Origin of the sequence: Undibacterium sp. Xuan67W (genome assembly GCF_049340165.1) — a bacterium.
Classification (GTDB): Bacteria; Pseudomonadota; Gammaproteobacteria; order Burkholderiales; family Burkholderiaceae_D; genus Undibacterium.
The window spans coordinates 81,001-101,715 of sequence record NZ_JBMPPN010000008.1 but is presented as its reverse complement, the minus strand read 5'-3'; the positions used below and the strand labels follow the sequence as shown (position 1 = coordinate 101,715).

Genomic DNA, 20,715 nt, shown 5'->3' with positions numbered 1-20,715 from the left:
GGTATTATCGCAGGTTTTCTGGGTTCAAATAATCCTATGCAAGCAATTGTGATCGACGCGTTCTCGTTTTGCCAGCTTAACGAGCACCGTGAAGGCAGTGTTTTAATTGCGGATTTGCCTCGTCTTTCCGAAGAAAGTGCTACGCAGGACGGTGCTCTCACATGGTCATTGACAGGCGCCAAGGATCAGCTTGGCCACCCTCAGCTTACACTGGCTGTGCGTGGTCAGATTCAATTGATGTGTCAGCGTTGCTTGACTCCTTTTGTGTATGAGTTGGATTCGGAATCAGTATTAATTCTCGCCAAAGATGAAGGTAGTGCAGATGAAATAGATGCATTATTGGATAATGACGAGGTTGATGTAGTTGTAGGCAGTAAAACATTGAATATCATCGATTTGATTGAAGATGAGGCGCTGTTAGAAATACCCCAATCGCCCAAACATGCAGTATGTCCAGATGATTCATTAGATTCGTCAGCGGCACCGATTGATGCAGAAGCGAGTAAAAAAGCGTCGCCATTCGCTGTGCTGAAGAAGATAAATGGGCGTACCTAGTGGCATTATTCTGAAAAAACACTCAGGTCGAAGTATTGTTAGGGATTCTTGTTTGTTAATTAATTCGTACAAACAAGTGTGTTAAATTTTAGAAACATTTTTTGAAGTATTAGGAGTTATCATGGCCGTTCAGCAAAACAAAAAATCACCATCCAAGCGCGGTATGCACCGTTCACACGATTTCCTGGTTGCTCCGCAATTAGGTATCGAGCCAACAACTGGTGAAACACATATGCGTCACCACATCAGCCCAAACGGCTTTTACCGTGGTCGTAAAGTATTGAAAACTAAGAACGACGAGTAATCTCTTCTTAGATAGTAAAGCGGCGTAACGAGTCTCGTACTTGGCGCCGCTTTTTTTATGGGAGAAATATTCTTTATTAGAAATTTTCTCTTGTTTTGCCCTCATAAAATCCCTCTTTTTGGTGCGTTTTTATTAATCCCAGAAAGAAATAGTGCGACCTGACTATCTCAATCTTGATAAGATAGCTGCTTCGGGATGAAGTTTAGTATCACTACATGACAATAAAAATTTCCATTGACTGCATGGGCGGAGATCACGGACCGGCAGTCACAGTTGCAGCGGCAGTATCGTTTGCGAACCGCGAACCCGATGCTGAATTTATTCTGGTAGGGCTTGAATCACATATTCAGGCAGAACTGAAAAAAAATCGCGCACTCAATCATCCCCGTCTCTCGATTCTCAATGCCACAGAAGTGGTGGAGATGGATGATCCTATCGAGATCGCTCTGCGCCGTAAAAAAGATTCATCCATGCGCGTTGCAGTGAGCCTGGTCAAGGATGGTCAGGCGCAAGCCTGCGTCTCTGCTGGCAATACCGGCGCACTGATGGCGGTATCGCGTTATGTGCTAAAGACAATGCAAGGTGTGGACCGGCCAGCGATTTGCAGTATGTTGCCTAATCAAAAAAATAAACCAACTTACATGCTGGATCTCGGGGCTAATGTTGACTGCGAACCTTTGCATTTGCATCAGTTTGCTATTATGGGTTCGGCGCTGGTGTCGGCCCTGGAAGGCAAGTCGAAGCCAACGATTGGTCTGTTGAATGTCGGCGAAGAGGATATTAAAGGTAATGACGTCGTAAAAAAAACCGCACAGCTGCTGCGTGCGGATCATGAGCGTGGATTGCTGAATTTTTATGGCAATGTCGAAGGCAATGATATTTTCAAAGGTACAACCGACATCGTCGTCTGTGACGGTTTCGTCGGTAACGTGACGCTAAAAGCTGCCGAAGGTATGGGGCGGTTTGTCAAGAGTACATTGACTGATGCTTTTAAGAGTAGTCCTTTGAATATGCTGGGCGCTTTGATTGCGCGTAGTGCGCTGAAGTCTATTTCCCGCACAATGAACCCATCTAACTACAACGGCGGCAGCTTGCTGGGTCTGCGTGGCCTGGTGTTTAAGAGTCACGGCAGCGCCGATAAGTACAGTTACGAATGGGCGATACAGCGCGCATTCGATGCGGCAAAAAATGATGTATTGTCTCGTATCTCCACATCCATGGCAGAACTGATGCCAGCGACGGACGCGATGTCGGAGGAACTTAATGAACCCATGGCACAGAAAACCGCATGACTTTTTTCAGTAAAATTATCGGTACTGGCAGCTATCTGCCACCCAACAAGGTAAGCAATCAGCAATTAACGGATCAACTGGCTGCAAAAGGGATAGAAACTTCAGACGAATGGATTTTTTCGCGTAGCGGTATTTCTGCGCGCCATTATGCTGCTGCCGATGTGACTTCCAGTGATCTGGCGGTAGAGGCGTCGAAGCGTGCGCTGGACGCCGCTGATATGCAGGCTAACGATATCGATCTGATTATTCTGGCGACCTCAACGCCGGATTTTCTCGGTGGCTTTCCGAGCACTGCCTGCGTTGTACAAAATAAGCTGGGCATTACAAACGGAGCCGCAGCGGTTGATGTGCAGGCGGTTTGTAGTGGCTTTATGTACGCTATTGCCATGGCTGACAGCATGATTAAATCTGGTGCACACAAGAATGTGCTGGTGATTGGTGCGGAAGTTTTTTCCCGTATTTTAAATTTTGAAGATCGTACTACTTGCGTCCTCTTCGGTGATGGTGCTGGTGCCGTTGTTCTGTCGCGCTCGTCTGAGCCTGGTGTATTGGCAACGAAATTGCATGCTGATGGTAGTTACGCGAATATCTTATGCGTACCGGGCAACGTGAGTTCTGGTGCGATTACCGGTAATGCATTTTTGTATATGGACGGCCAGGCGGTCTTTAAGCTTGCGGTCTCATTGCTGGAAAAAGTCGCGAACGAAGCGTTGGAAATCGCCGGCATGGATGCCTCGCAGATAGACTGGCTGATACCGCATCAGGCGAATATCCGCATCATGCAAAGCACGGCCAAAAAGATGCGTATGCCGATGGAAAAGGTGGTCGTTACCGTCGATCAGCACGGTAATACCTCGGCCGCGTCGATTCCGCTGGCTTTGGATGTTGCCGTCAGGGATGGCCGGGTTAAGCCGGGTCAGACAATTATGATCGAAGGCGTAGGTGGTGGTTTTACCTGGGGTGCTGCGATTATCAAGATGTGAGATGGAACCTCGTTGAGATGATTGTTGTCTTGCACGGCTGGTTTTTCTCAACGGCATCTAAATTTTTGTCATTTCCTTCATTAACTTCTTTATTAACCAAGATTTATGACTCAATTTGCATTTGTTTTCCCCGGTCAGGGTTCGCAGGCTATTGGTATGTTGAATGGCTTTGCCGATAACAGTATCGTCCAGCAAACCGTAGCAGAAGCATCCGATGCGTTGCAGTTCGATCTCGCTAAATTGATTGCTGAAGGGCCGAAAGAATCCCTGGATTTAACGACCAATACGCAGCCAGTGATGTTGACGGCGGCGGTTGCCTGTTACCGCGCATGGATTGCAGCTGGAGGCGCTTTGCCAGCCTTGGTGGCAGGACATAGTCTGGGCGAGTATTCGGCACTGGTTGCTGCTGGTGTGATTAATTTTAAAGATGCAGTGCCACTGGTGCGCTTCCGCGCGCAAGCGATGCAAAGTGCTGTGCCTGTAGGGCAGGGCGGAATGGCGGCAATTCTCGGCCTGTCTGATGAGGATGTGATTGCCGCCTGTGCCGAGGCTATTGCGGGGCATGCTGGCGAGGTGGTTGAGGCCGTCAACTTCAATGCGCCTGCGCAAGTCGTGATTGCCGGTTCTAAGGCCGCAGTTGAGCGTGCTTGTGAGATTGCTAAAGCCAAAGGGGCGAAGCGCGCTTTGGCGTTGCCGGTATCCGCGCCATTCCACTCATCTCTGTTAAAGCCTGCATCAGATAAATTGCGTGACTACATGGCTGGATTGACTTTTAATGCCCCTGCCATTCCTTTGATTAATAATGTCGACGTTGCAATCGTGACTGAGATTGTTGCGATTAAAGATGCTTTAGTGCGCCAGGCAGCTAATCCGGTGCGCTGGGTAGAAACCGTGCAAAAAATTGGCAGCAGCGGCATTACGCATGTAATTGAATGCGGTCCAGGCAAAGTATTAGCTGGTTTGACCAAACGAATTCACGGCGAATTAATTGGTGACGCTTTATTTGATCAGGCGTCTTTAGACAAAGTAATGGAAATTCTGAAATGACTCAACAATTAGCAAATCAGGTTGCGCTGGTCACTGGCGCTTCACGCGGTATTGGGAAGGCCATCGCAATTGCGCTGGCTAAAGCGGGTTCCCGTGTAATCGGTACGGCAACCTCTGAATCGGGCGCTTTGGCTATTTCTGAGTATCTGGCGGCAGTTGGGCCGGACGCAGGTAAAGGCGTGGCCTTCAACGTCAATGACGTCGCGCGCTGTTCTTCTTTGGTGGAAGAAATTCAAAAAGAATTTGGTAGCTTATCTATACTGGTTAACAATGCGGGTATCACGCAAGATCAGCTGGCGATGCGCATGAAAGAGGAGGAGTGGGATAATGTTATCTCTACTAATCTGAGCGCTGTCGGACGTCTGTCACGTGCCGTTTTGCGCGGCATGATGAAAGCCAAGCATGGCCGCATCATTAATATTACTTCGGTCGTTGGTTCCTCCGGTAATCCGGGTCAAATGAATTATGCCGCTGCCAAGGCAGGTGTTGCTGGAATGAGCCGCGCTCTGGCGCGTGAAATTGGTAGCCGCAATATTACTGTCAATTGCGTGGCACCGGGTTTTATCGATACTGATATGACAAAGGCGTTAACTGAGGATCAAAAAGCGGCGATTTTGCAACAAATTCCGCTGGCAAGATTGGGACAGCCGGAGGATATTGCCGCTGCAACTTTGTTCCTTGCGTCGCCTGATGCTGGCTATATTACCGGTACAACGCTCCATGTGAATGGTGGTATGTATTTAGGTTAAAATGATTTTATTGATATTTATCACAACAATCGCCGAAATTAGACGGAGATGTGCTGGTAAAATCCTTACTTGCTTTTTTTGCGCACAAACCTGCTAAAATGCGCGCACTTTCTGTAACCACTCATGGAGAACCATATGTCAGATATCGAACAACGCGTTAAGAAGATCGTCGCCGAGCAACTGGGCGTCGCAGAAGCAGACATCAAAATTGAATCTTCCTTCGTGGACGATCTCGGTGCTGACTCCCTCGATACAGTAGAACTGGTCATGGCACTCGAAGACGAATTCGAAATGGAAATCCCTGATGAACAAGCTGAGAAAATCACTACTGTTCAGCAAGCAATTGACTACGCTACTGCGCACGTCAAGGCCTAATTCAGCAGCGCTGCAGTGCTTTTGATGTGCTGCCCAGAATCCAAGCATAACCAGTTTTCAAGTCCAGGAGAAACGCTTGAGCCGTACGCTTAAACGTCGTGTCGTGGTCACCGGTCTCGGTTGCGTTTCGCCAGTTGGCAATACTATTGCTGACGCATGGGGAGCCGTGACGGCAGGTAAATCCGGTATCGCCACGATTACCAAATTTGATGCAACGCCTTTTTCTACGCATTTTGCTGGAGAGGTAAAAGGTTTCAACGTCGAGGATTATCTCCCGGCTAAAGAAGCCCGCAATATGGATACCTTCATTCATTTTGGTATCGCTGCCGGGATGCAGGCTTTCCGGGATAGTGACATTACCGTGACGGAAGAAAATGCCGATCGTATCGGTGTCATCGTAGGCTCTGGTATTGGCGGTTTGCCTTTGATTGAGGAAACCAAAGAGGTGTTGACTGAACGCGGTCCCCGTCGTATCAGTCCATTCTTTGTTCCAGCCTCAATCATCAATATGATTTCTGGTCATTTATCGATTAAGTTTGGCTTGAAAGGGCCAAATCTGGCGATTGTGACAGCTTGTACTACGGGCCTGCATTGCATCGGTTCCGCTGCCCGCATGATTGAATATGGTGATGCCGATGTCATGATTGCCGGTGGCGCTGAATCAACGATTTCTCCGTTGGGGCTCGGTGGTTTTGCCTCTGCCCGTGCATTGTCTTCTCGTAATGATGATCCTGCGACAGCGTCTCGTCCCTGGGATAAAGACCGTGATGGTTTTGTTCTTGGCGAAGGTGCTGGTGTCATGGTGCTGGAAGAGTATGAACATGCGAAAGCTCGCGGTGCCAAAATTTATGCGGAAGTTTTAGGCTTTGGCATGAGCGGTGATGCGTATCACATTACATCGCCCTCAATGGACGGCCCGCGTCGCAGTATGTTGAATGCGATGAAAAATGCCGAGATCAATCCGGAACAAATTGATTATCTGAATGCGCATGGTACTTCCACGCCTTTGGGTGATAAAAATGAAACGGATGCGATCAAAGCGACTTTCGCAGATCATGCCTACAAAATGACAGTTAATTCGACCAAGTCGATGACAGGTCACTTGTTGGGTGGTGCTGGTGGCCTGGAGTCTGTATTTACCGTGCTTGCATTGCATAACCAAGTATCTCCTCCAACGATCAATATCATTAATCAGGATCCGGAATGCGATCTCGATTATTGTGCGAACACAGCCAGAGATATGACCATAAATTTTGCGATGAAAAATTCTTTTGGCTTTGGTGGTACTAACGGTACATTGATTTTTAGTAAAATTTGATTGGCTGCTGTTATAACTAACGCGTAAGTTTTGCCGGCACTTTGATTCTTTGGATTAAAGTGCCGTTTTCTTTTGGTGCTGCCATGTCAATTGCTGTCTCTGTCCGTATTTTGCCATCGCGCGGATTACTTTTAGCTAGCTGTGCCATGTTGCTCATTGCAATGGTGGCGGCGGCATATAGTATTTTCATGCTGCAGCTTAATAACATCTTGCAATTTGCTTTGCTGTTTGTGCTGAGCACGCTAATGGTGGCGCGTTTTATACTACTGATCAAAAGGCGCTCAGCATATAGTCTGGATATCGCTGCTTCAGGCCGTATGATAATCAGAAAATTTCCTGGTAATGGTAAAGATGCCACGGTGATGGTGGTTCAACTGTGCCGGGAAACGACACTTTGGCCATGCCTCATGATGTTGCATTTACGTCCGGAGCAGGGTGTTGTGCAGATTGTGCCGGTTTTGCGTGATAGTGTTGATGCATCTGCCTGGCGCGCTTTGAGTGTGTCGTTACGCTGGCTTGCCGTTCATGAACGTAATCAGAAAAATACATCGCTGACGATGGGGAACTTTTAAGCCTCGCTATGCATCTATCTACATATAATCGCGTTGAGATTACCCCGAACCTAGGAAAGAGTGAGTGACGACAGAGCGCGAGATTGATCAACTCCTTGTTGAGCGTGTGCAGCGCGGTGACAAAAAGGCATTTGAGCTTCTGGTTTCCAAATATCAAAGGAAACTAATGCGGCTCGTCTCTAGGCTCGTCCATGATCAGGCAGAAGCGGAGGATGTCGTGCAAGAGGCCTTCATTAAAGCCTATCGTGCACTCGCGAATTTCAGAGGCGATTCTGCGTTTTACACATGGCTATACAGAATCGGCGTCAACACTGCCAAAAACTATCTGGTCACTCAGGGACGTCGTGCCCCGACCTCAACGGACTCAGATATCGAAGAAGCAGAAACTTTTGCCGACGCCGAGGGACTAAGAGACATTAATACTCCGGAGTCCCTGCTGGCCAGCAAACAGATTGCCGATACCGTCAATAGCGCGATGCAGGCTTTGCCAGAAGAACTACGTAACGCGATTACTCTGCGAGAAATTGAAGGACTTAGTTACGATGAAATTGCGGAAGTGATGTTGTGTCCGATCGGCACAGTGAGAAGCCGGATTTTTAGGGCGCGTGAGGCAATTGCCGAAAAATTACGACCGGTGCTCGGCACCAGTCTGGATCAGCGATGGTGACCTGACCCTAGCTGTAAGCTGTAAGCTGAAAGCTCTCAGATGAGCAGCAAAACAGATCAAAAGAACAGGCAGTAAAAAATGTGGATAAAATCATGAACATAGATCACACCAAAAAAGAAAGCATTTCAGCTTTGCTCGATAATGAGTTAAGTAATGCACAACTGGACGCGATGCTCGCCAGTTTGAGTCAGCATGCCGATGTGGACGAGCGACAAGCCTGGAATATCTACCACCAGATCGGCGATGTCTTGCGTTCAGATGATTTAGCAATAAATGTCAGTCCTGGATTTTCCTCCAAAATGAGCGCATTGCTGGATGCCGAGCCGGTAATCCTGGCGCCGAAACCTATCGCACATCTTGCGACAAATCTAAGCCAGAATGCTGATAAATCTCGTTTCACCCGTTATACCGCCATGCTCAGCGTTGCTGCAATGGCCGTGCTGGCTTTTATGCTTGTTCCACAAATTACACCTTATATTCACGGCAACAGTGCATCTTCAGTTCAGATGAGTAAAGCGACTGAAGCTCCAAATAGTCCTGTGCAATTAGTTGCCGACGCTATTACAGCGCCAGCAATGGAATCAAAAAATAAAGCGCCAGATGAAATCGAGATGTTGCGCGATCCACGGCTGGATAGTTATTTACAGGCGCATCAAAAATTTTCTCCGTCTATTGTCAGTGGTTCGCAATTGGCCAATCACATAGCCGGTAGCGCGGTGGGCAGTGGGGTTAGCAACGGTATTGAAAACGCAGCAGCTCCAGTTCCAGCTGCGGCCTCCGCCTCATCCGCTTCATTTGTTCCGGAAAAGTAGACTCTATGTTGTTTAAGCGTTTATCTTTTTCTCTCTTTGTGCTGACGACAGGACTGGTAGCATCGCCGATCTTGTGCGCGCAAAGCCAGGACGCACAAGATGTGCAGACGATGCTGCGCAAAGTGCAGACTGCTGCACAAAAATTAAATTACACCGGCACTTTTGTTTATCAGCAAGCGAACCAGATGCGTACCTCACGGATTACGCATCTTCTGGACGGTAACGTAGAGCTGGAAAAATTAGAAATTCTGGATGGCAAACCCCGTGAATATATCCGGCGCAATGATGAGGTCAGTTGCTATCTACCTGAGAGCAAAACCATTCAAGTCGAGAAGCACGTCACCCAGGAAATTTTCCCGGCCTTATTGACCAGTAATGCACAATCATTACCTGAGTCCTATCTGATTAAAAAAGCAGAGCAGAGTCGCGTTGCCGGTGCGGAATGCCAGATACTGAGCTTTGAGCCTAAGGATATGTATCGTTATGGCTATCGTCTCTGCATGGATAAATCCACTGGTTTGCTGTTACGTGCCCAGACGGTAAATGCAAAAAATGAAGTGATCGAGCAGATCGCTTTCACCCAGATTTTAGTTGGTGAAGTCGATAAAAATCGCGTCAAACCAAGTTTTCAAAACACGGCGCAATGGCATATTGAAAATCTGACGGTGCAACCCAACATTAACTCCGGTTGGGTAGTCAAGGCTTTGCCTGCGGGGTTTAAAAAGACTCGTGAGATGAAGCGTCTGATCCCAATCAATAATGCAGCGGCATCATCCGATGCCAGCCAAGCCAAGCCCCATCAGGTCATACAAATGATTTTTTCTGATGGACTCGCTGCCATCTCCGTGTTTATCGAGCCGGACACTCAGGGTCGGACCGAAGGTAGTTTGCAGCAAGGGGCGGTGACTATTATGGGAAAGCGCCAGGGTGAGTATTGGTTGACGGTAGTAGGAGAAGTGCCTTTAGCTGCAATTAAGCAAGTCATGAACTCTATTGAATTTAAACCTAAATGATGACGCCATGAAAAAATCTACATTTATTTCTGTCGACAAAGTCGTTTCTACTTTATTACTTACTACCTGTTTCGGCTTTATTACTCCCCCAATCATTGGGGCTGCACCAGTTGAGGCGGCTCCCGCTGTTGTCGGCGGTTTGCCGGATTTTACCGATCTGGTAGAAAAATCAAGTCCCGCCGTAGTGAACATCCGCACGACAGAGAAAATCCAGCAAGGCCAGCTAGGCATGGGTGGTGATGATGAGCAGATGCAGGAATTTTTCCGTCGCTTCTTCGGCATGCCTATACCGAAACAACAACCAGCACCGGCGCCAAAAGGTCGTAAGCAAGCTCCTCAGCAGCAAGAAGAGGAAGTGCCGCGTGGCGTAGGGTCGGGTTTTATTATTTCACAAGACGGTTACGTGCTGACCAATACCCATGTGGTTGAGGGCGCGTCTGAGGTCTACGTCAAGCTGACGGACAAGCGTGAATTCAAAGCGAAAGTGATCGGCACGGATAAGCGTACGGATGTCGCGGTATTGAAAATCGACGGTAGCAAACTTCCGCGCCTGACAGTGGGTGATTCCGATAAGATCAGAGCGGGTGAATGGGTGCTGGCGATCGGCTCCCCATTTGATCTTGATAATACGGTGACCGCAGGGATCATCTCCGCCAAGGCGCGTGATACAGGCGACTTCCTGCCTTTAATTCAGACAGACGTCGCAGTTAATCCTGGTAACTCGGGCGGTCCGCTGATTAATATGCGCGGTGAAGTTATCGGTATTAATTCGCAAATCTACAGCCGCTCAGGTGGTTATATGGGGATCTCGTTTGCGATTCCTATTGATGAGGCGATGCGTGTCGTTGAGCAATTGAAATCCGCAGGGCGCGTGACTCGTGGTCGTATCGGTGTAGCGATTGATGATTTATCGAAAGAGGTTGCAGAGTCGATTGGCCTGCCAAAAGCTCAGGGAGCCTTGGTCACTCGAGTGGAGCCTGGCGCACCGGCAGAAAAAGCAGGCGTTCAGGATGGTGACGTAATCTTGAAGTTCAATGGCATCACTGTTGAAAAGAGAGCGGATCTGCCGCGTATTGTCGGTATGACGAAGCCAGGCAGCAAGGCGACGATTACCGTCTGGCGCAAAGGCGCGGCCCGCGATCTGGCTATCACCGTTTCTGAGGCAGAGCCGGATACCAAAGCCGCGCAAAAAACCGATAAAAAACCGAAGCGTGATCAGGCCACCAATGCGCTCGGTATCTACGTTGCCGATATGAGCGCCGCGCAAAAGAAAGAACTGCCTGGCGTAACAGGTGTTGTGATTGAGTCGGTTGAAGGGCCTGCAGTACAGGCAGGCTTAAATCAGGGCGATATTATCCTCATGCTGAATCAGATTGACATCAAAGATGCCAAGCAATTCGCAGCGATGGTGTCCAAACTAGATCCGAAAAAAGCGGCATCACTCTTGGTACGCCGTGATAATTTTTCTCAATTTATCCTGATACGTCCGACGTCACAATAACCGTACTCAAAGAATCGATTTAGCTTAAGAGTGTAATTCGATCAAAACTGCCCGCAAAACTGCGGGCAGTTTTTTATTCGCTGCGTGATATTTGTCAGCAAACGAGGTGCTTCAAAAATCCCGATTGTGCAAACTCACTCAAACGTTACGCCTGATGTCATCGCCGACTATAATGCTGCCTTAATCTACTTAATTCGTTCTTAATGTCTCCTGGTGCTGTCATTTAACGCAGTATTCAGTGGTTTTAGTTTATGTTGTGTATCGCGCCGACATTCCAGGTTGATTGCTTTTTGCCTGATGTGGCGTGTGAATTTTTAAGATACTCTGGAGTAGTATGTTTTCATGCCCTTCATAAAATAAGCGGATTAATGCCTATTTTTTTAAAAATAATGGGGAGTATCCGTATATGTCCTCTGTCAGCAACCACCCGATGATACAGTTCACTCTATATTCCCGTAGTTATTGCCATCTCTGTGACGACATGCTTGAGCAATTGCAGGCATATCTCGATTCCTATCCGGATTGTCCTGCCTTTGCTGTTAAGGTTCTGGATGTCGATGCAGATGAGGCGTTGCTGGCACTCTATGATGAGCTGGTGCCGGTATTGATCGGGAAAAAAGAACATCAGACGGCACAACAGATTTGTCATTACTTTTTAGATCAAACAAAATTGGAAGCGTTTTTACATGGGTGATACAGCGACATTTTCGCTATTTGATTATGCGGGCGAAGTAATTTGTGGTGTCGATGAAGCAGGTCGCGGCCCTTTGGCTGGACCGGTAATGGCCGCTGCCGTTATTCTTGATCCGCTTCATCCGATTGCCGGTCTGCGCGACTCTAAAAAGCTGAGCGAGCAAAAACGTGATCAGCTCGCTATCGAGATCAAACAACATGCCTTGGCCTGGGCAATCGCCGAATGCTCTGAGGAAGAAATCGACCGACTGAATATTTTGCAGGCCACCATGCTAGCGATGCGGCGTGCTGTCGAAGCATTAAAAATCCAGCCGACGCTGGCACTGATCGACGGCAACCGGTGTCCTGTCATGTCCGTGCGGTCTGAAGCCATTGTGAAGGGAGATGATAAAGTGCAGGCTATTTCCGCCGCATCGATTTTGGCAAAAACGGCACGAGATCACGCACTGGCACAACTGCATCTGCAATATCCGAAATATGCACTCGATCAGCACAAGGGTTATCCGACTGCGCTGCACCTTGAGCTCTTGCGTGAACATGGTGTTTCGCCGATACATCGCAAATCTTATGCGCCTGTCAAAGCACTGCTGATCCAACGTTAACCATGGCTGAACTACGCTGATATGAAATCCATTACTTCGCGCGATAATCCGCTCTACAAAGAATTAAAGCAACTCGCCACCAGTTCTCAGGTTCGTCGTAAATCCGGGCGCACTTTGCTTGATGGCGTCCATCTATGCGAAGCTTACTGGCACCATCTTGGTGCGCCGCACATGTGTATCGTCGCTGAATCCAGTGTCCAGCATCACGAGGTGTCTTCGATACTTGCCCTATGTGCATCTGCTAAATCTGCTGAAACTACTGAAGTGCAATGTATTTGTTTGCCGGATGCTTTGTATAACGCTTTAAGCCAGGTTGAGCACGGCGTCGGTATTATGTTTGTCGTCGCGACACCGCAAGCAATGACACCAGACGTGCTGCAAGAGTCGGCTGTCATGCTCGACAATCTGCAAGACCCCGGTAATTTAGGATCGATTTTGCGTAGCGCCGCCGCCGCAGGTATCCGTCATGTATTTTGCAGTCCGGGCACCGCTTTTGCCTGGTCACCCAAAGTCATGCGAGCGGGTATGGGCGCTCATTTTTTATTGAATATCGTTGAAAATGCCGATCTGCATCATCTGATCAGTCATGCGGCAATCCCGGTTCTGGCAACAAGTTCGCACAATATACAAACGATTTATCAGGCGCAGCTCAATCGCCCTGTTGCCTGGTTGTTCGGCCATGAGGGGCAGGGCGTAGCGGAAGACTTAATGGCGCTTGCGACGGACTCTGTGACCATACCGCAGCGCCCGGAGATTGAGTCACTGAATGTGGCGGCCAGTGCTGCGATCTGTTTTTTTGAGCAAGTGCGGCAATCGCTTTAGGCGAAATAATTTGTAGCAATTATTTATAGTAAGCAAATTAAAAAAGGACATGAATTTCCATGTCCTTTTTATTTTTCAGTTACTTCGCTGATTAGTTGAGGTTGCTGACTTAATTAACTTAATTAATTTAATTAACTTAATTAATTTAGCGATCTAATTCAGACTAGCTTGTTTTACGTAGCGCAATTCTTAATAGGCCATCATCAACTCAGGTGCTTATCCAAGGTCAGCGCAGCATATGCAAGCTCGGGTTAGCGCGTATTGGTGTTTTTTTGTTTGCTGCCTGTGTTTCTCCGTGATTGAGTTTAAACACACTTACAATACCGGCCAGTCCCGCGGCCTGATCGTTCAGTGCCTGTGCTGCTGCCGATGCTTGCTCTACCAGTGCTGAGTTTTGCTGCGTCATATTGTCCATCTCGACAATCGCATTATTTACCTGCTCTATGCCGGAACTTTGCTCCTGACTTGCCGCTGAGATCTCGGCAACAATATCCGTCACTTGTTTGACGCTGGCGACTACTTTTTGCATTGTGGCGCCCGCCATTTCGACTAATTTTCCTCCGGCGTCGACTTTCTCTGCCGAGTTGTCGATTAGTACCTTGATCTCTTTCGCTGCTGCCGCGGAGCGTTGTGCGAGGTTACGGACCTCACTTGCAACGACTGCGAAACCACGTCCCTGTTCGCCAGCACGGGCGGCTTCGACCGCCGCATTGAGCGCCAGAATATTGGTCTGGAATGCGATGCCGTCAATCACGCTGATGATGTCGACAATTTTTCTGGACGATTCATTGATGGAACCCATAGTGTCGACAACCTGACCGACCACGGTACCGCCTTGAGACGCTACTTCAGAGGCAGAAATGGCCAGCTGATTTGCTTGTTTCGCGTTGTCAGCATTTTGTCTTACTGTCGACGTGAGTTCTTCCATCGTCGAAGCGGTTTCCTCTAGTGATCCGGCCTGTTGTTCTGTCCTGGAGGATAAGTCCAGATTGCCAGCGGCGATTTCGCTCGATGCCGTCGTGACCGACTCTGCTCCAGTGCGTACCTGACTCACAATGCTGGCAAGATTGTCTCGCATCGTCTTGATCGCAAATAGGAGGCTATGCTGATCGGATGCGCTGGTATCAATCTCGACGGTGAGATCACCAGCCGCAATTTGCTCTACAATACCTGCGGCATAATCCGGCTCGCCACCGAGTTGGCCGAGAATTTTGCGCAACATATGCCATGCCAGACTAGCGACGATAATCATTAATGCTGCGCCAATAGCTAGAAGAGTAAATGCCTGTTTCCAGAATTCGTCATTGATATCGTCAATGTAGGTACCCGTTCCGACCAGCCAATCCCATGGAGCAAATTTGATGACGGCATACATTTTTGCCACCGGCTCTTTGACTCCTGGTCTGGTGCCATCCGCTCTGACGATACCGACTCTATCTTTTGCCAATGCTGCTCGATAACGATCGCCTGATGTCTTCATATCCTTCTGCGGCACACCGATGCGGGATGCATTGGGATGGACGTATAGCAGATCCGTTGTGTAGTCACGGACAAAAAAGTACAGGTCATCTTTATGCAGGCTACCGATTGCGAGTTTGGCTTGTTTCTGCGCCTCTTCTTTGCTGAGTTTGCCTGACTGTTCCAGCGCATAGGCTTTATCAATCGCACCGCTTGCCATCTCTACCATGTTTGAGATTTGCGCTACTCTCTCGGACATCATGGTCTGATGCAACGTATACAGCGACACGGACGCGATGACCGTGATGCCTAGCAAAGTGCTGATACACAATAAAATGATGCGGGTACGGAGTTTCATTGTCGCCTCTCTTGAGTGTTTTTATAGGGGTGTTATGTGGAGACTACATCAGTAAACACGGACATCCGACTTAATTTCTTGCAGTATCGTCGTAGAGATTTCTTCAATCGATTTTGCCGTAGACGATAACCAGCGTATTCCCTCGCGACGCATCATGGCTTCGGCCTCATTAATTTCATAGCGGCAGTTTTCCAGCGAGGCGTATTTGCTTCCCGGCCGGCGTTCATTACGTATTTCGGACAAGCGTTCAGGCGCAATACTGAGACCAAAAATTTTCGCTTTAAACGGCGGCAGATTCGATGGCAGTTTGCCGCGCTCAAAGTCATCGGGAATCAACGGATAATTTGCCGCCTTGATCCCGTATTGCATCGCCAGATATAAACTGGTCGGTGTTTTGCCCGAGCGTGACACTCCTACCAGAATCACATCAGCCGCAGATAAATTTTTGTGTGACTGTCCGTCATCATGGGCCAGAGAGAAGTTAATTGCCTCAATCCGGTTTTTGTACTCTTCCGAATCGGTCATATTGTGACTGCGGCCGATGGTATGTGTTGATTTGACACCGAGTTCCTGCTCCAAAGGGGCAACAAAAGTCTGAATCAAATCCATGTGCATACCTTTGGACTTAAAGACGACGTCAGCCAGATCGGTTTTAACCAGTGTGGAAAATACAATCGGACGGTTGCCGTCAGTGACCAGGGCTTCATTGATGCGACGCACTGCATCATGGGCTTTATCTACAGTATCGATGAATGGCAGTCTGACCTGTTTGAATTTCAGGTCAAATTGGGTCAAAACTGAGTGGCCAAAAGTCTCTGCGGTGATCCCCGTACCATCGGAAACAAAAAATACCGTACGGTTGGCGGCAGGCATAGGGGTGTGTTGTGGATCAGGCATGGGGCGCTTTGTCTATGTTGTGAAGGAAATGCACAATAAAACTCTTTCTATGCATATAACAAAAAAGACGCTAAATTCTCATGACGCATGGGCAAATTTTGCAGGACACCATGTAAAATGGCTGGCGATAGGTTTTCTCGTCTATGTATTAGTGTCTGAGTCTATTTAGTCTATTAGCGTTAAGAATAACAAAAAAACAGCGATGGACGAAGCAACACGGTGCAGTTTGTATGGAAAACAGCAAAGATTTCTTACCATAAAAAAGAGGTTGTTATGTCCAACGCAGCAAATACCGGGGCAACTTACGTCGCTTCGTTTGAGCATTTACGCATGACGGATGTTGAATCCGTCGGCGGAAAAAATGCATCTTTAGGCGAAATGATCAGCCAGCTTGCAACAGCTGGTGTCCGTGTGCCAGGTGGATTTGCCACCACAGCACAGGCTTTCCGCGATTTTTTGTCTTACAGCGAAAATGGCGGCGCACCACTGGCGCAGCGCATTGCCGACCGCCTGGCCAATCTGGATATTGATGATGTCAAAGAGCTGGCAAGAGCCGGTGCGGAGATCCGTCAATGGATTATCGACACACCGTTCCAGCCGCGCCTGCAACAAGAAATCGAAGAGTTCTATAACCGTCTCGTTGCGGAGTCAACTGCGGAAATGTCATTTGCAGTGCGTTCTTCCGCAACTGCTGAAGATTTGCCCGATGCGTCATTTGCCGGTCAACAAGAGACTTTCCTGAATGTCGTCGGCATCGACAACGTGCTGGAAGCAATGAAGCATGTTTTTGCCTCGTTGTATAACGATCGTGCAATTTCCTATCGCGTGCACAAAGGCTTTACCCATGCAGAAGTTGCTCTGTCTGCCGGTGTTCAGCGCATGGTGCGCTCCGATTTGGGAGCGGCTGGCGTGATGTTCACGATTGACACGGAGTCTGGCTTCAAGGATGTCGTCTTTATTACTTCTAGCTACGGTCTTGGTGAAACAGTGGTGCAGGGTGCAGTAAATCCTGACGAATTTTATGTTCACAAACCGATGCTGGAACTCGGCAAGTTACCAGTGATTCGCCGCAATATCGGCTCCAAGCTGATCAAGATGGAATTTACCGGCGAAGCCAAAGCAGGCCGCTCTGTGAAGACTGTCGATGTGCCGGTCGAAATGCGTAATCGCTATTCGCTGAACGATACTGAAGTTGTTGAGCTGGCAAAATACGCAGTCATCATTGAAAAACACTATGGTCGTCCTATGGACATCGAGTGGGGCAAAGATGGTCGTGATGGCAAACTCTATATTTTGCAGGCGCGTCCGGAGACCGTGAAGTCGCAGCAAAAAGCGACCGACGCACAACAACGTTTTAAACTCAAAGGCACTGGTACTGTATTAGTATCCGGTCGTGCCATCGGTCAGAAGATCGGCGCAGGACGTGTCCGTGTGATTCATGATCCATCCGAGATGGAGCGTGTACAACCAGGTGACGTTTTGGTTGCCGATATGACAGATCCAAACTGGGAACCTGTGATGAAGCGCGCTGCAGCGATTGTCACGAATCGCGGTGGCCGTACTTGCCACGCAGCGATTATCGCGCGCGAACTCGGTGTACCTGCCGTGGTTGGCTGTGGCGATGCAACCGACATACTCAAAGACGGCACGCTGGTAACGGTTTCTTGCGCTGAAGGTGACGAAGGTAAAATCTACGACGGTTTGCTGGAAACTGAAGTGACCGAGGAATTGCGTGGCGAATTGCCTAAGCTGCCATTAAAAATCATGCTGAACGTCGGCAATCCGCAACTGGCATTCGATTTTCAATCCGTCCCGAACGAAGGTGTTGGTCTGGCGCGTCTGGAATTCATCATCAACAATAATATAGGTGTACATCCCAAAGCGATTCTGGAATACCCGAACATTGATGCAGACCTGAAGAAGGCAGTTGAGTCTGTGGCGCGTGGACATGCATCCCCAAAAGCGTTTTATGTCGATAAACTGGCCGAAGGCGTGGCAACGATTGCCGCAGCGTTCTGGCCTAAAAAAGTGATTGTGCGTTTATCGGATTTCAAATCGAATGAGTATAAAAAACTCATCGGCGGCTCACGCTACGAACCGGATGAAGAAAATCCTATGCTCGGCTTCCGTGGTGCAGCCCGTTACCTGGCGAGTGATTTTGCCGAATCATTCGAGATGGAATGTCTCGCCATGAAACGTGTTCGCAATGACATGGGATTGACCAATGTCGAAATCATGGTGCCGTTTGTCCGCACCTTGGGTCAGGCAGAAAAAGTAGTTAATTTGCTTGGCAAGAACGGTCTGAAACGCGGCGAAAACGGCCTGCGCCTGATCATGATGTGTGAAGTCCCATCGAATGCGATTCTGGCTGAAGAGTTCTTGCAATTCTTTGATGGCTTCTCGATCGGTTCCAACGATCTGACTCAGCTCACGCTGGGCTTGGATCGTGACTCGGGTATGGAATTGCTAGCAGCTGATTTTGACGAACGCGACCCTGCGGTGCGTGCCTTGCTATCCAAAGCAATTGCTGCTTGCCGCAAGCTCAATAAGTACGTCGGTATTTGTGGCCAGGGACCATCGGATCATCCCGACTTTGCAGAATGGCTGATGAGAGAGGGAATCGAATCCATTTCCCTGAACCCTGACTCGGTGATTGATACCTGGCAGAAGCTGGCAGCAGTAGCTAAGTAATACGGCCTGATCCAACGAGGTAGAGCAGTGACTCGCCGCACCGCCCGACAGTAATGGTGTAGCTATAAAAAGCGCGACTTTAATCAGGACATCTGACAATAAGTCGCGCTTTTTTCTTGTTGGTGCGCCGCAACAAAATTGCACTAAACGGGATAGATAAAGCTTGTGATTTTTAAAATTTGGACTAGACTACTCGTGTCGAAACAGTAATAAAAAGAAAATCAAAACTTCCTCAGCATTCCAAGAAAAGCCCTCGCTACCATCCGGTAACGGGGGCTTTTTTGTGGGTAAATTTTGATAACGATTACCGATGATTGTTTCGATATCATCGTAGAGAATGATGAAATGAATTTAATAAAATAATCATAAAAATCACGACAATCATAACAAGCACAATAAATAGAAATAAGGAGAAGTTAATCATATGAATGCATGGATGACATGGCTGGTGCTGGCAGGCGTAGTAGTGATACTTGAGTTATTTACTGGTACCTTTTATTTACTAATGATCGCAGTTGGTCTGGTAGCGGGTGCTCTGGCTGCGATATTGAGTTTAAGTCCTGCGATGCAGTTGATCACGGTTGCCGTCGTCGGCAGTGCCGCTACTCTGGCTCTGCATAACAGCAAGTATGGCTGGTCCAAGAATCAGGATTCGGCTCGCGATCCTAACGTCAATATGGATATCGGTATGAGTGTTCAGGTGAAGGAGTGGCAGGATCAGGGTAACGGCAAATACACCGCACGAACCATGTATCGCGGAGCAATGTGGGATGTGGAATTGCAGCACTCGGCTGGCTATCCCGGTGCTTTCATTATCGAAGAAATACAAGGTAGCCGTTTGATTGTAAGGCCTTCGTAAATAAATTGATCTGATCAATGTCTTCACAAAGACCAACAGCAGAATTACGTATCATCACTTAAAACAATAAAGGTAAGAATATGGAAAATATAGGAAGCGTCGCTCTGGTGCTCTTCGTACTGGCGATCGTATTCGTCGTTAAAACGATCAATGTCGTACCTCAACAGCATGCCTGGGTCGTCGAGCGACTGGGTAAATATCATGCGACTCTTGGGCCAGGCTTAAATATCGTGGTGCCGTTTATTGACCGCATCGCCTACAAACACGTATTAAAAGAAATCCCGCTCGACGTACCGCCGCAAGTTTGTATTACCAAAGACAATACGCAGTTACAGGTCGATGGTATTTTGTATTTTCAGATCACGGATGCGATGCGTGCTTCTTACGGCTCATCGAATTACATCGCTGCGATTACGCAATTAGCACAAACGACCTTGCGCTCTGTCATCGGTAAGATGGAACTTGATAAAACCTTCGAAGAGCGCGATCACATCAACACTACCATCGTGAACGCGATTGATGAGTCTGCCGCTAACTGGGGTGTCAAAGTCCTGCGCTATGAAATCAAGGATCTAACGCCACCAAAAGAAATTCTGCATGCAATGCAGGCGCAGATTACGGCAGAGCGGGAGAAGCGTGCGCTGATCGCCGCGTCCGAAGGGCGTAAGCAAGAGCAGATCAATATTGCGACGGGTGAGCGCGAAGCATCGATCGCAAAATCCGAGGGCGAAAAACAGGCTTCCATTAATCGTGCCCAAGGTCAGGCCGCTGCGATTCTCGCAATCGCAGAGGCAAGTTCCGAAGCGATTCGTAAAACCGCGGCAGCGATTCAATCCCCCGGCGGCGCAGATGCGGTCAATCTGAAAGTCGCAGAACAATACGTCAGCGCCTTTGCGAATTTAGCAAAAACCAATAATTCAATTATCGTCCCGGCTAATCTCGGCGATATGAGCGGTCTGATTGCGACCGCCATGCAAGTAGCCAAATCCCAAAAAGTCATCGCTAGCGAAGTGGCTGCACCGCGACGACCGTCCTGATGTCCTGATTCAGCGAGGAGTGTGACAGACTCAGCGCTGCCCCGTAGTAACAATACCCAGCAAAGCAGTAAGGCAGGCGCTCACAAAGTGCCAGTCGGGCTGCTGCATTT

Annotated in this window: 22 protein-coding genes; 19 read left to right on the top strand and 3 right to left on the bottom strand. The window is 48.4% G+C overall.

The window, feature by feature from the left end; all coding sequences use genetic code 11:
* Nucleotides 1–36: 36 nt before the first annotated feature.
* The 8 genes from ACO0LE_RS09470 to fabF all read left to right on the top strand — a co-directional run bounded on the left by ACO0LE_RS09470 (nucleotide 37) and on the right by fabF (nucleotide 6,623).
* Complete coding sequence (locus ACO0LE_RS09470; RefSeq protein ID WP_422960137.1) at nucleotides 37–555, top strand: YceD family protein; 519 nt, start codon at nucleotides 37–39, stop codon at nucleotides 553–555.
* A 121-nt stretch (nucleotides 556–676) separates the two neighbouring features.
* Nucleotides 677–859 (top strand): 50S ribosomal protein L32, encoded by a 183-nt coding sequence (gene rpmF, locus ACO0LE_RS09465; protein WP_186945318.1) that lies wholly within the window; start codon nucleotides 677–679, stop codon nucleotides 857–859.
* Nucleotides 860–1,074: 215 nt separating this feature from the next.
* On the top strand, nucleotides 1,075–2,151 hold the full coding sequence (gene plsX / locus ACO0LE_RS09460) for a phosphate acyltransferase PlsX (protein ID WP_422960136.1): 1,077 nt from the start codon (nucleotides 1,075–1,077) through the stop codon (nucleotides 2,149–2,151).
* The gene (locus tag ACO0LE_RS09455) at nucleotides 2,148–3,134 is read left to right on the top strand and encodes a beta-ketoacyl-ACP synthase III (protein WP_422960135.1); all 987 of its coding nucleotides are present in this window, start codon (nucleotides 2,148–2,150) and stop codon (nucleotides 3,132–3,134) included. The genes plsX and ACO0LE_RS09455 overlap by 4 nt, the downstream gene beginning before the upstream one ends.
* A gap of 105 nt (nucleotides 3,135–3,239) precedes the next feature.
* Nucleotides 3,240–4,181 (top strand): ACP S-malonyltransferase, encoded by a 942-nt coding sequence (gene fabD, locus ACO0LE_RS09450; protein WP_422960134.1) that lies wholly within the window; start codon nucleotides 3,240–3,242, stop codon nucleotides 4,179–4,181.
* Nucleotides 4,178–4,930: a 3-oxoacyl-ACP reductase FabG gene (gene fabG / locus ACO0LE_RS09445; RefSeq protein ID WP_422960133.1), complete on the top strand. Its 753-nt coding sequence runs from the start codon at nucleotides 4,178–4,180 to the stop codon at nucleotides 4,928–4,930. The genes fabD and fabG overlap by 4 nt, the downstream gene beginning before the upstream one ends.
* Before the next feature lie 135 nt (nucleotides 4,931–5,065).
* Entirely contained in the window at nucleotides 5,066–5,305 is a 240-nt protein-coding gene (acpP, locus tag ACO0LE_RS09440; RefSeq protein WP_008449912.1) for an acyl carrier protein, read from the top strand.
* A 76-nt stretch (nucleotides 5,306–5,381) separates the two neighbouring features.
* Nucleotides 5,382–6,623, top strand: a complete 1,242-nt coding sequence (gene fabF / locus ACO0LE_RS09435) for a beta-ketoacyl-ACP synthase II (protein WP_422960132.1) — start codon at nucleotides 5,382–5,384, stop codon at nucleotides 6,621–6,623.
* Nucleotides 6,624–6,639: 16 nt separating this feature from the next.
* Here the strand turns inward: fabF and ACO0LE_RS09430 are convergent, their stop codons facing one another.
* Entirely contained in the window at nucleotides 6,640–6,771 is a 132-nt protein-coding gene (locus tag ACO0LE_RS09430) for a hypothetical protein (protein ID WP_422960131.1), read from the bottom strand.
* Here ACO0LE_RS09430 and ACO0LE_RS09425 point away from each other — a divergent pair.
* From ACO0LE_RS09425 to ACO0LE_RS09390, 8 genes are all read left to right on the top strand, one after another.
* The gene (locus tag ACO0LE_RS09425; RefSeq protein ID WP_422960130.1) at nucleotides 6,770–7,195 is read left to right on the top strand and encodes a hypothetical protein; all 426 of its coding nucleotides are present in this window, start codon (nucleotides 6,770–6,772) and stop codon (nucleotides 7,193–7,195) included. The genes ACO0LE_RS09430 and ACO0LE_RS09425 overlap by 2 nt on opposite strands.
* Nucleotides 7,196–7,259: 64 nt before the next feature.
* Nucleotides 7,260–7,862, top strand: coding sequence for an RNA polymerase sigma factor RpoE (gene rpoE, locus ACO0LE_RS09420; RefSeq protein ID WP_422956671.1), 603 nt, complete (start codon nucleotides 7,260–7,262; stop codon nucleotides 7,860–7,862).
* Between the two features lie 92 nt (nucleotides 7,863–7,954).
* Nucleotides 7,955–8,674 (top strand): sigma-E factor negative regulatory protein, encoded by a 720-nt coding sequence (locus tag ACO0LE_RS09415; protein WP_422960129.1) that lies wholly within the window; start codon nucleotides 7,955–7,957, stop codon nucleotides 8,672–8,674.
* Nucleotides 8,675–8,679: 5 nt separating this feature from the next.
* Nucleotides 8,680–9,687 (top strand): MucB/RseB C-terminal domain-containing protein, encoded by a 1,008-nt coding sequence (locus ACO0LE_RS09410; RefSeq protein ID WP_422960128.1) that lies wholly within the window; start codon nucleotides 8,680–8,682, stop codon nucleotides 9,685–9,687.
* A 7-nt stretch (nucleotides 9,688–9,694) separates the two neighbouring features.
* On the top strand, nucleotides 9,695–11,188 hold the full coding sequence (locus tag ACO0LE_RS09405) for a DegQ family serine endoprotease (RefSeq protein WP_422960127.1): 1,494 nt from the start codon (nucleotides 9,695–9,697) through the stop codon (nucleotides 11,186–11,188).
* 406 nt (nucleotides 11,189–11,594) lie between these two features.
* A complete protein-coding gene (locus tag ACO0LE_RS09400; RefSeq protein WP_422960126.1) occupies nucleotides 11,595–11,882 on the top strand; it encodes a glutaredoxin family protein in 288 nt (95 codons plus the stop codon).
* Complete coding sequence (gene rnhB, locus ACO0LE_RS09395) at nucleotides 11,875–12,483, top strand: ribonuclease HII (RefSeq protein WP_422960125.1); 609 nt, start codon at nucleotides 11,875–11,877, stop codon at nucleotides 12,481–12,483. The genes ACO0LE_RS09400 and rnhB overlap by 8 nt, the downstream gene beginning before the upstream one ends.
* Nucleotides 12,484–12,504: 21 nt before the next feature.
* Nucleotides 12,505–13,305: a TrmH family RNA methyltransferase gene (locus ACO0LE_RS09390; protein WP_422960124.1), complete on the top strand. Its 801-nt coding sequence runs from the start codon at nucleotides 12,505–12,507 to the stop codon at nucleotides 13,303–13,305.
* A gap of 226 nt (nucleotides 13,306–13,531) precedes the next feature.
* Here ACO0LE_RS09390 and ACO0LE_RS09385 read toward each other — a convergent pair whose 3' ends face one another.
* Both ACO0LE_RS09385 and ppsR read right to left on the bottom strand, forming a co-directional pair.
* Nucleotides 13,532–15,121 (bottom strand): methyl-accepting chemotaxis protein, encoded by a 1,590-nt coding sequence (locus ACO0LE_RS09385; RefSeq protein ID WP_422960123.1) that lies wholly within the window; start codon nucleotides 15,119–15,121, stop codon nucleotides 13,532–13,534.
* 48 nt (nucleotides 15,122–15,169) lie between these two features.
* A complete protein-coding gene (gene ppsR, locus ACO0LE_RS09380) occupies nucleotides 15,170–16,018 on the bottom strand; it encodes a posphoenolpyruvate synthetase regulatory kinase/phosphorylase PpsR (RefSeq protein WP_422960122.1) in 849 nt (282 codons plus the stop codon).
* A 273-nt stretch (nucleotides 16,019–16,291) separates the two neighbouring features.
* Between ppsR and ppsA the strand changes: the two genes are divergently transcribed.
* The 3 genes from ppsA to ACO0LE_RS09365 all read left to right on the top strand — a co-directional run bounded on the left by ppsA (nucleotide 16,292) and on the right by ACO0LE_RS09365 (nucleotide 20,605).
* Nucleotides 16,292–18,709 (top strand): phosphoenolpyruvate synthase, encoded by a 2,418-nt coding sequence (gene ppsA, locus ACO0LE_RS09375; RefSeq protein ID WP_422960121.1) that lies wholly within the window; start codon nucleotides 16,292–16,294, stop codon nucleotides 18,707–18,709.
* 424 nt (nucleotides 18,710–19,133) lie between these two features.
* A complete protein-coding gene (locus ACO0LE_RS09370; RefSeq protein WP_422960120.1) occupies nucleotides 19,134–19,568 on the top strand; it encodes an NfeD family protein in 435 nt (144 codons plus the stop codon).
* 80 nt (nucleotides 19,569–19,648) lie between these two features.
* The gene (locus tag ACO0LE_RS09365; protein ID WP_422956681.1) at nucleotides 19,649–20,605 is read left to right on the top strand and encodes an SPFH domain-containing protein; all 957 of its coding nucleotides are present in this window, start codon (nucleotides 19,649–19,651) and stop codon (nucleotides 20,603–20,605) included.
* The last annotated feature ends 110 nt before the right edge of the window (nucleotides 20,606–20,715 follow it).

Coding starts and splice junctions, on each gene's coding strand:
- ACO0LE_RS09410 (WP_422960128.1), top strand. CDS start 8,680: ATGTTGTTTAAGCGTTTATCTTTTTCTCTCTTTGTGCTGACGACAGGA.
- acpP (WP_008449912.1), top strand. CDS start 5,066: ATGTCAGATATCGAACAACGCGTTAAGAAGATCGTCGCCGAGCAACTG.
- ACO0LE_RS09455 (WP_422960135.1), top strand. CDS start 2,148: ATGACTTTTTTCAGTAAAATTATCGGTACTGGCAGCTATCTGCCACCC.
- ACO0LE_RS09425 (WP_422960130.1), top strand. CDS start 6,770: ATGTTGCTCATTGCAATGGTGGCGGCGGCATATAGTATTTTCATGCTG.
- ACO0LE_RS09415 (WP_422960129.1), top strand. CDS start 7,955: ATGAACATAGATCACACCAAAAAAGAAAGCATTTCAGCTTTGCTCGAT.
- ppsR (WP_422960122.1), bottom strand. CDS start 16,018: ATGCCTGATCCACAACACACCCCTATGCCTGCCGCCAACCGTACGGTA.
- ACO0LE_RS09385 (WP_422960123.1), bottom strand. CDS start 15,121: ATGAAACTCCGTACCCGCATCATTTTATTGTGTATCAGCACTTTGCTA.
- fabD (WP_422960134.1), top strand. CDS start 3,240: ATGACTCAATTTGCATTTGTTTTCCCCGGTCAGGGTTCGCAGGCTATT.
- ACO0LE_RS09400 (WP_422960126.1), top strand. CDS start 11,595: ATGTCCTCTGTCAGCAACCACCCGATGATACAGTTCACTCTATATTCC.
- ppsA (WP_422960121.1), top strand. CDS start 16,292: ATGTCCAACGCAGCAAATACCGGGGCAACTTACGTCGCTTCGTTTGAG.
- plsX (WP_422960136.1), top strand. CDS start 1,075: ATGACAATAAAAATTTCCATTGACTGCATGGGCGGAGATCACGGACCG.
- rpmF (WP_186945318.1), top strand. CDS start 677: ATGGCCGTTCAGCAAAACAAAAAATCACCATCCAAGCGCGGTATGCAC.
- ACO0LE_RS09390 (WP_422960124.1), top strand. CDS start 12,505: ATGAAATCCATTACTTCGCGCGATAATCCGCTCTACAAAGAATTAAAG.
- ACO0LE_RS09430 (WP_422960131.1), bottom strand. CDS start 6,771: ATGGCACAGCTAGCTAAAAGTAATCCGCGCGATGGCAAAATACGGACA.
- ACO0LE_RS09370 (WP_422960120.1), top strand. CDS start 19,134: ATGAATGCATGGATGACATGGCTGGTGCTGGCAGGCGTAGTAGTGATA.
- ACO0LE_RS09470 (WP_422960137.1), top strand. CDS start 37: ATGCAAGCAATTGTGATCGACGCGTTCTCGTTTTGCCAGCTTAACGAG.
- rnhB (WP_422960125.1), top strand. CDS start 11,875: ATGGGTGATACAGCGACATTTTCGCTATTTGATTATGCGGGCGAAGTA.
- fabG (WP_422960133.1), top strand. CDS start 4,178: ATGACTCAACAATTAGCAAATCAGGTTGCGCTGGTCACTGGCGCTTCA.
- ACO0LE_RS09405 (WP_422960127.1), top strand. CDS start 9,695: ATGAAAAAATCTACATTTATTTCTGTCGACAAAGTCGTTTCTACTTTA.
- ACO0LE_RS09365 (WP_422956681.1), top strand. CDS start 19,649: ATGGAAAATATAGGAAGCGTCGCTCTGGTGCTCTTCGTACTGGCGATC.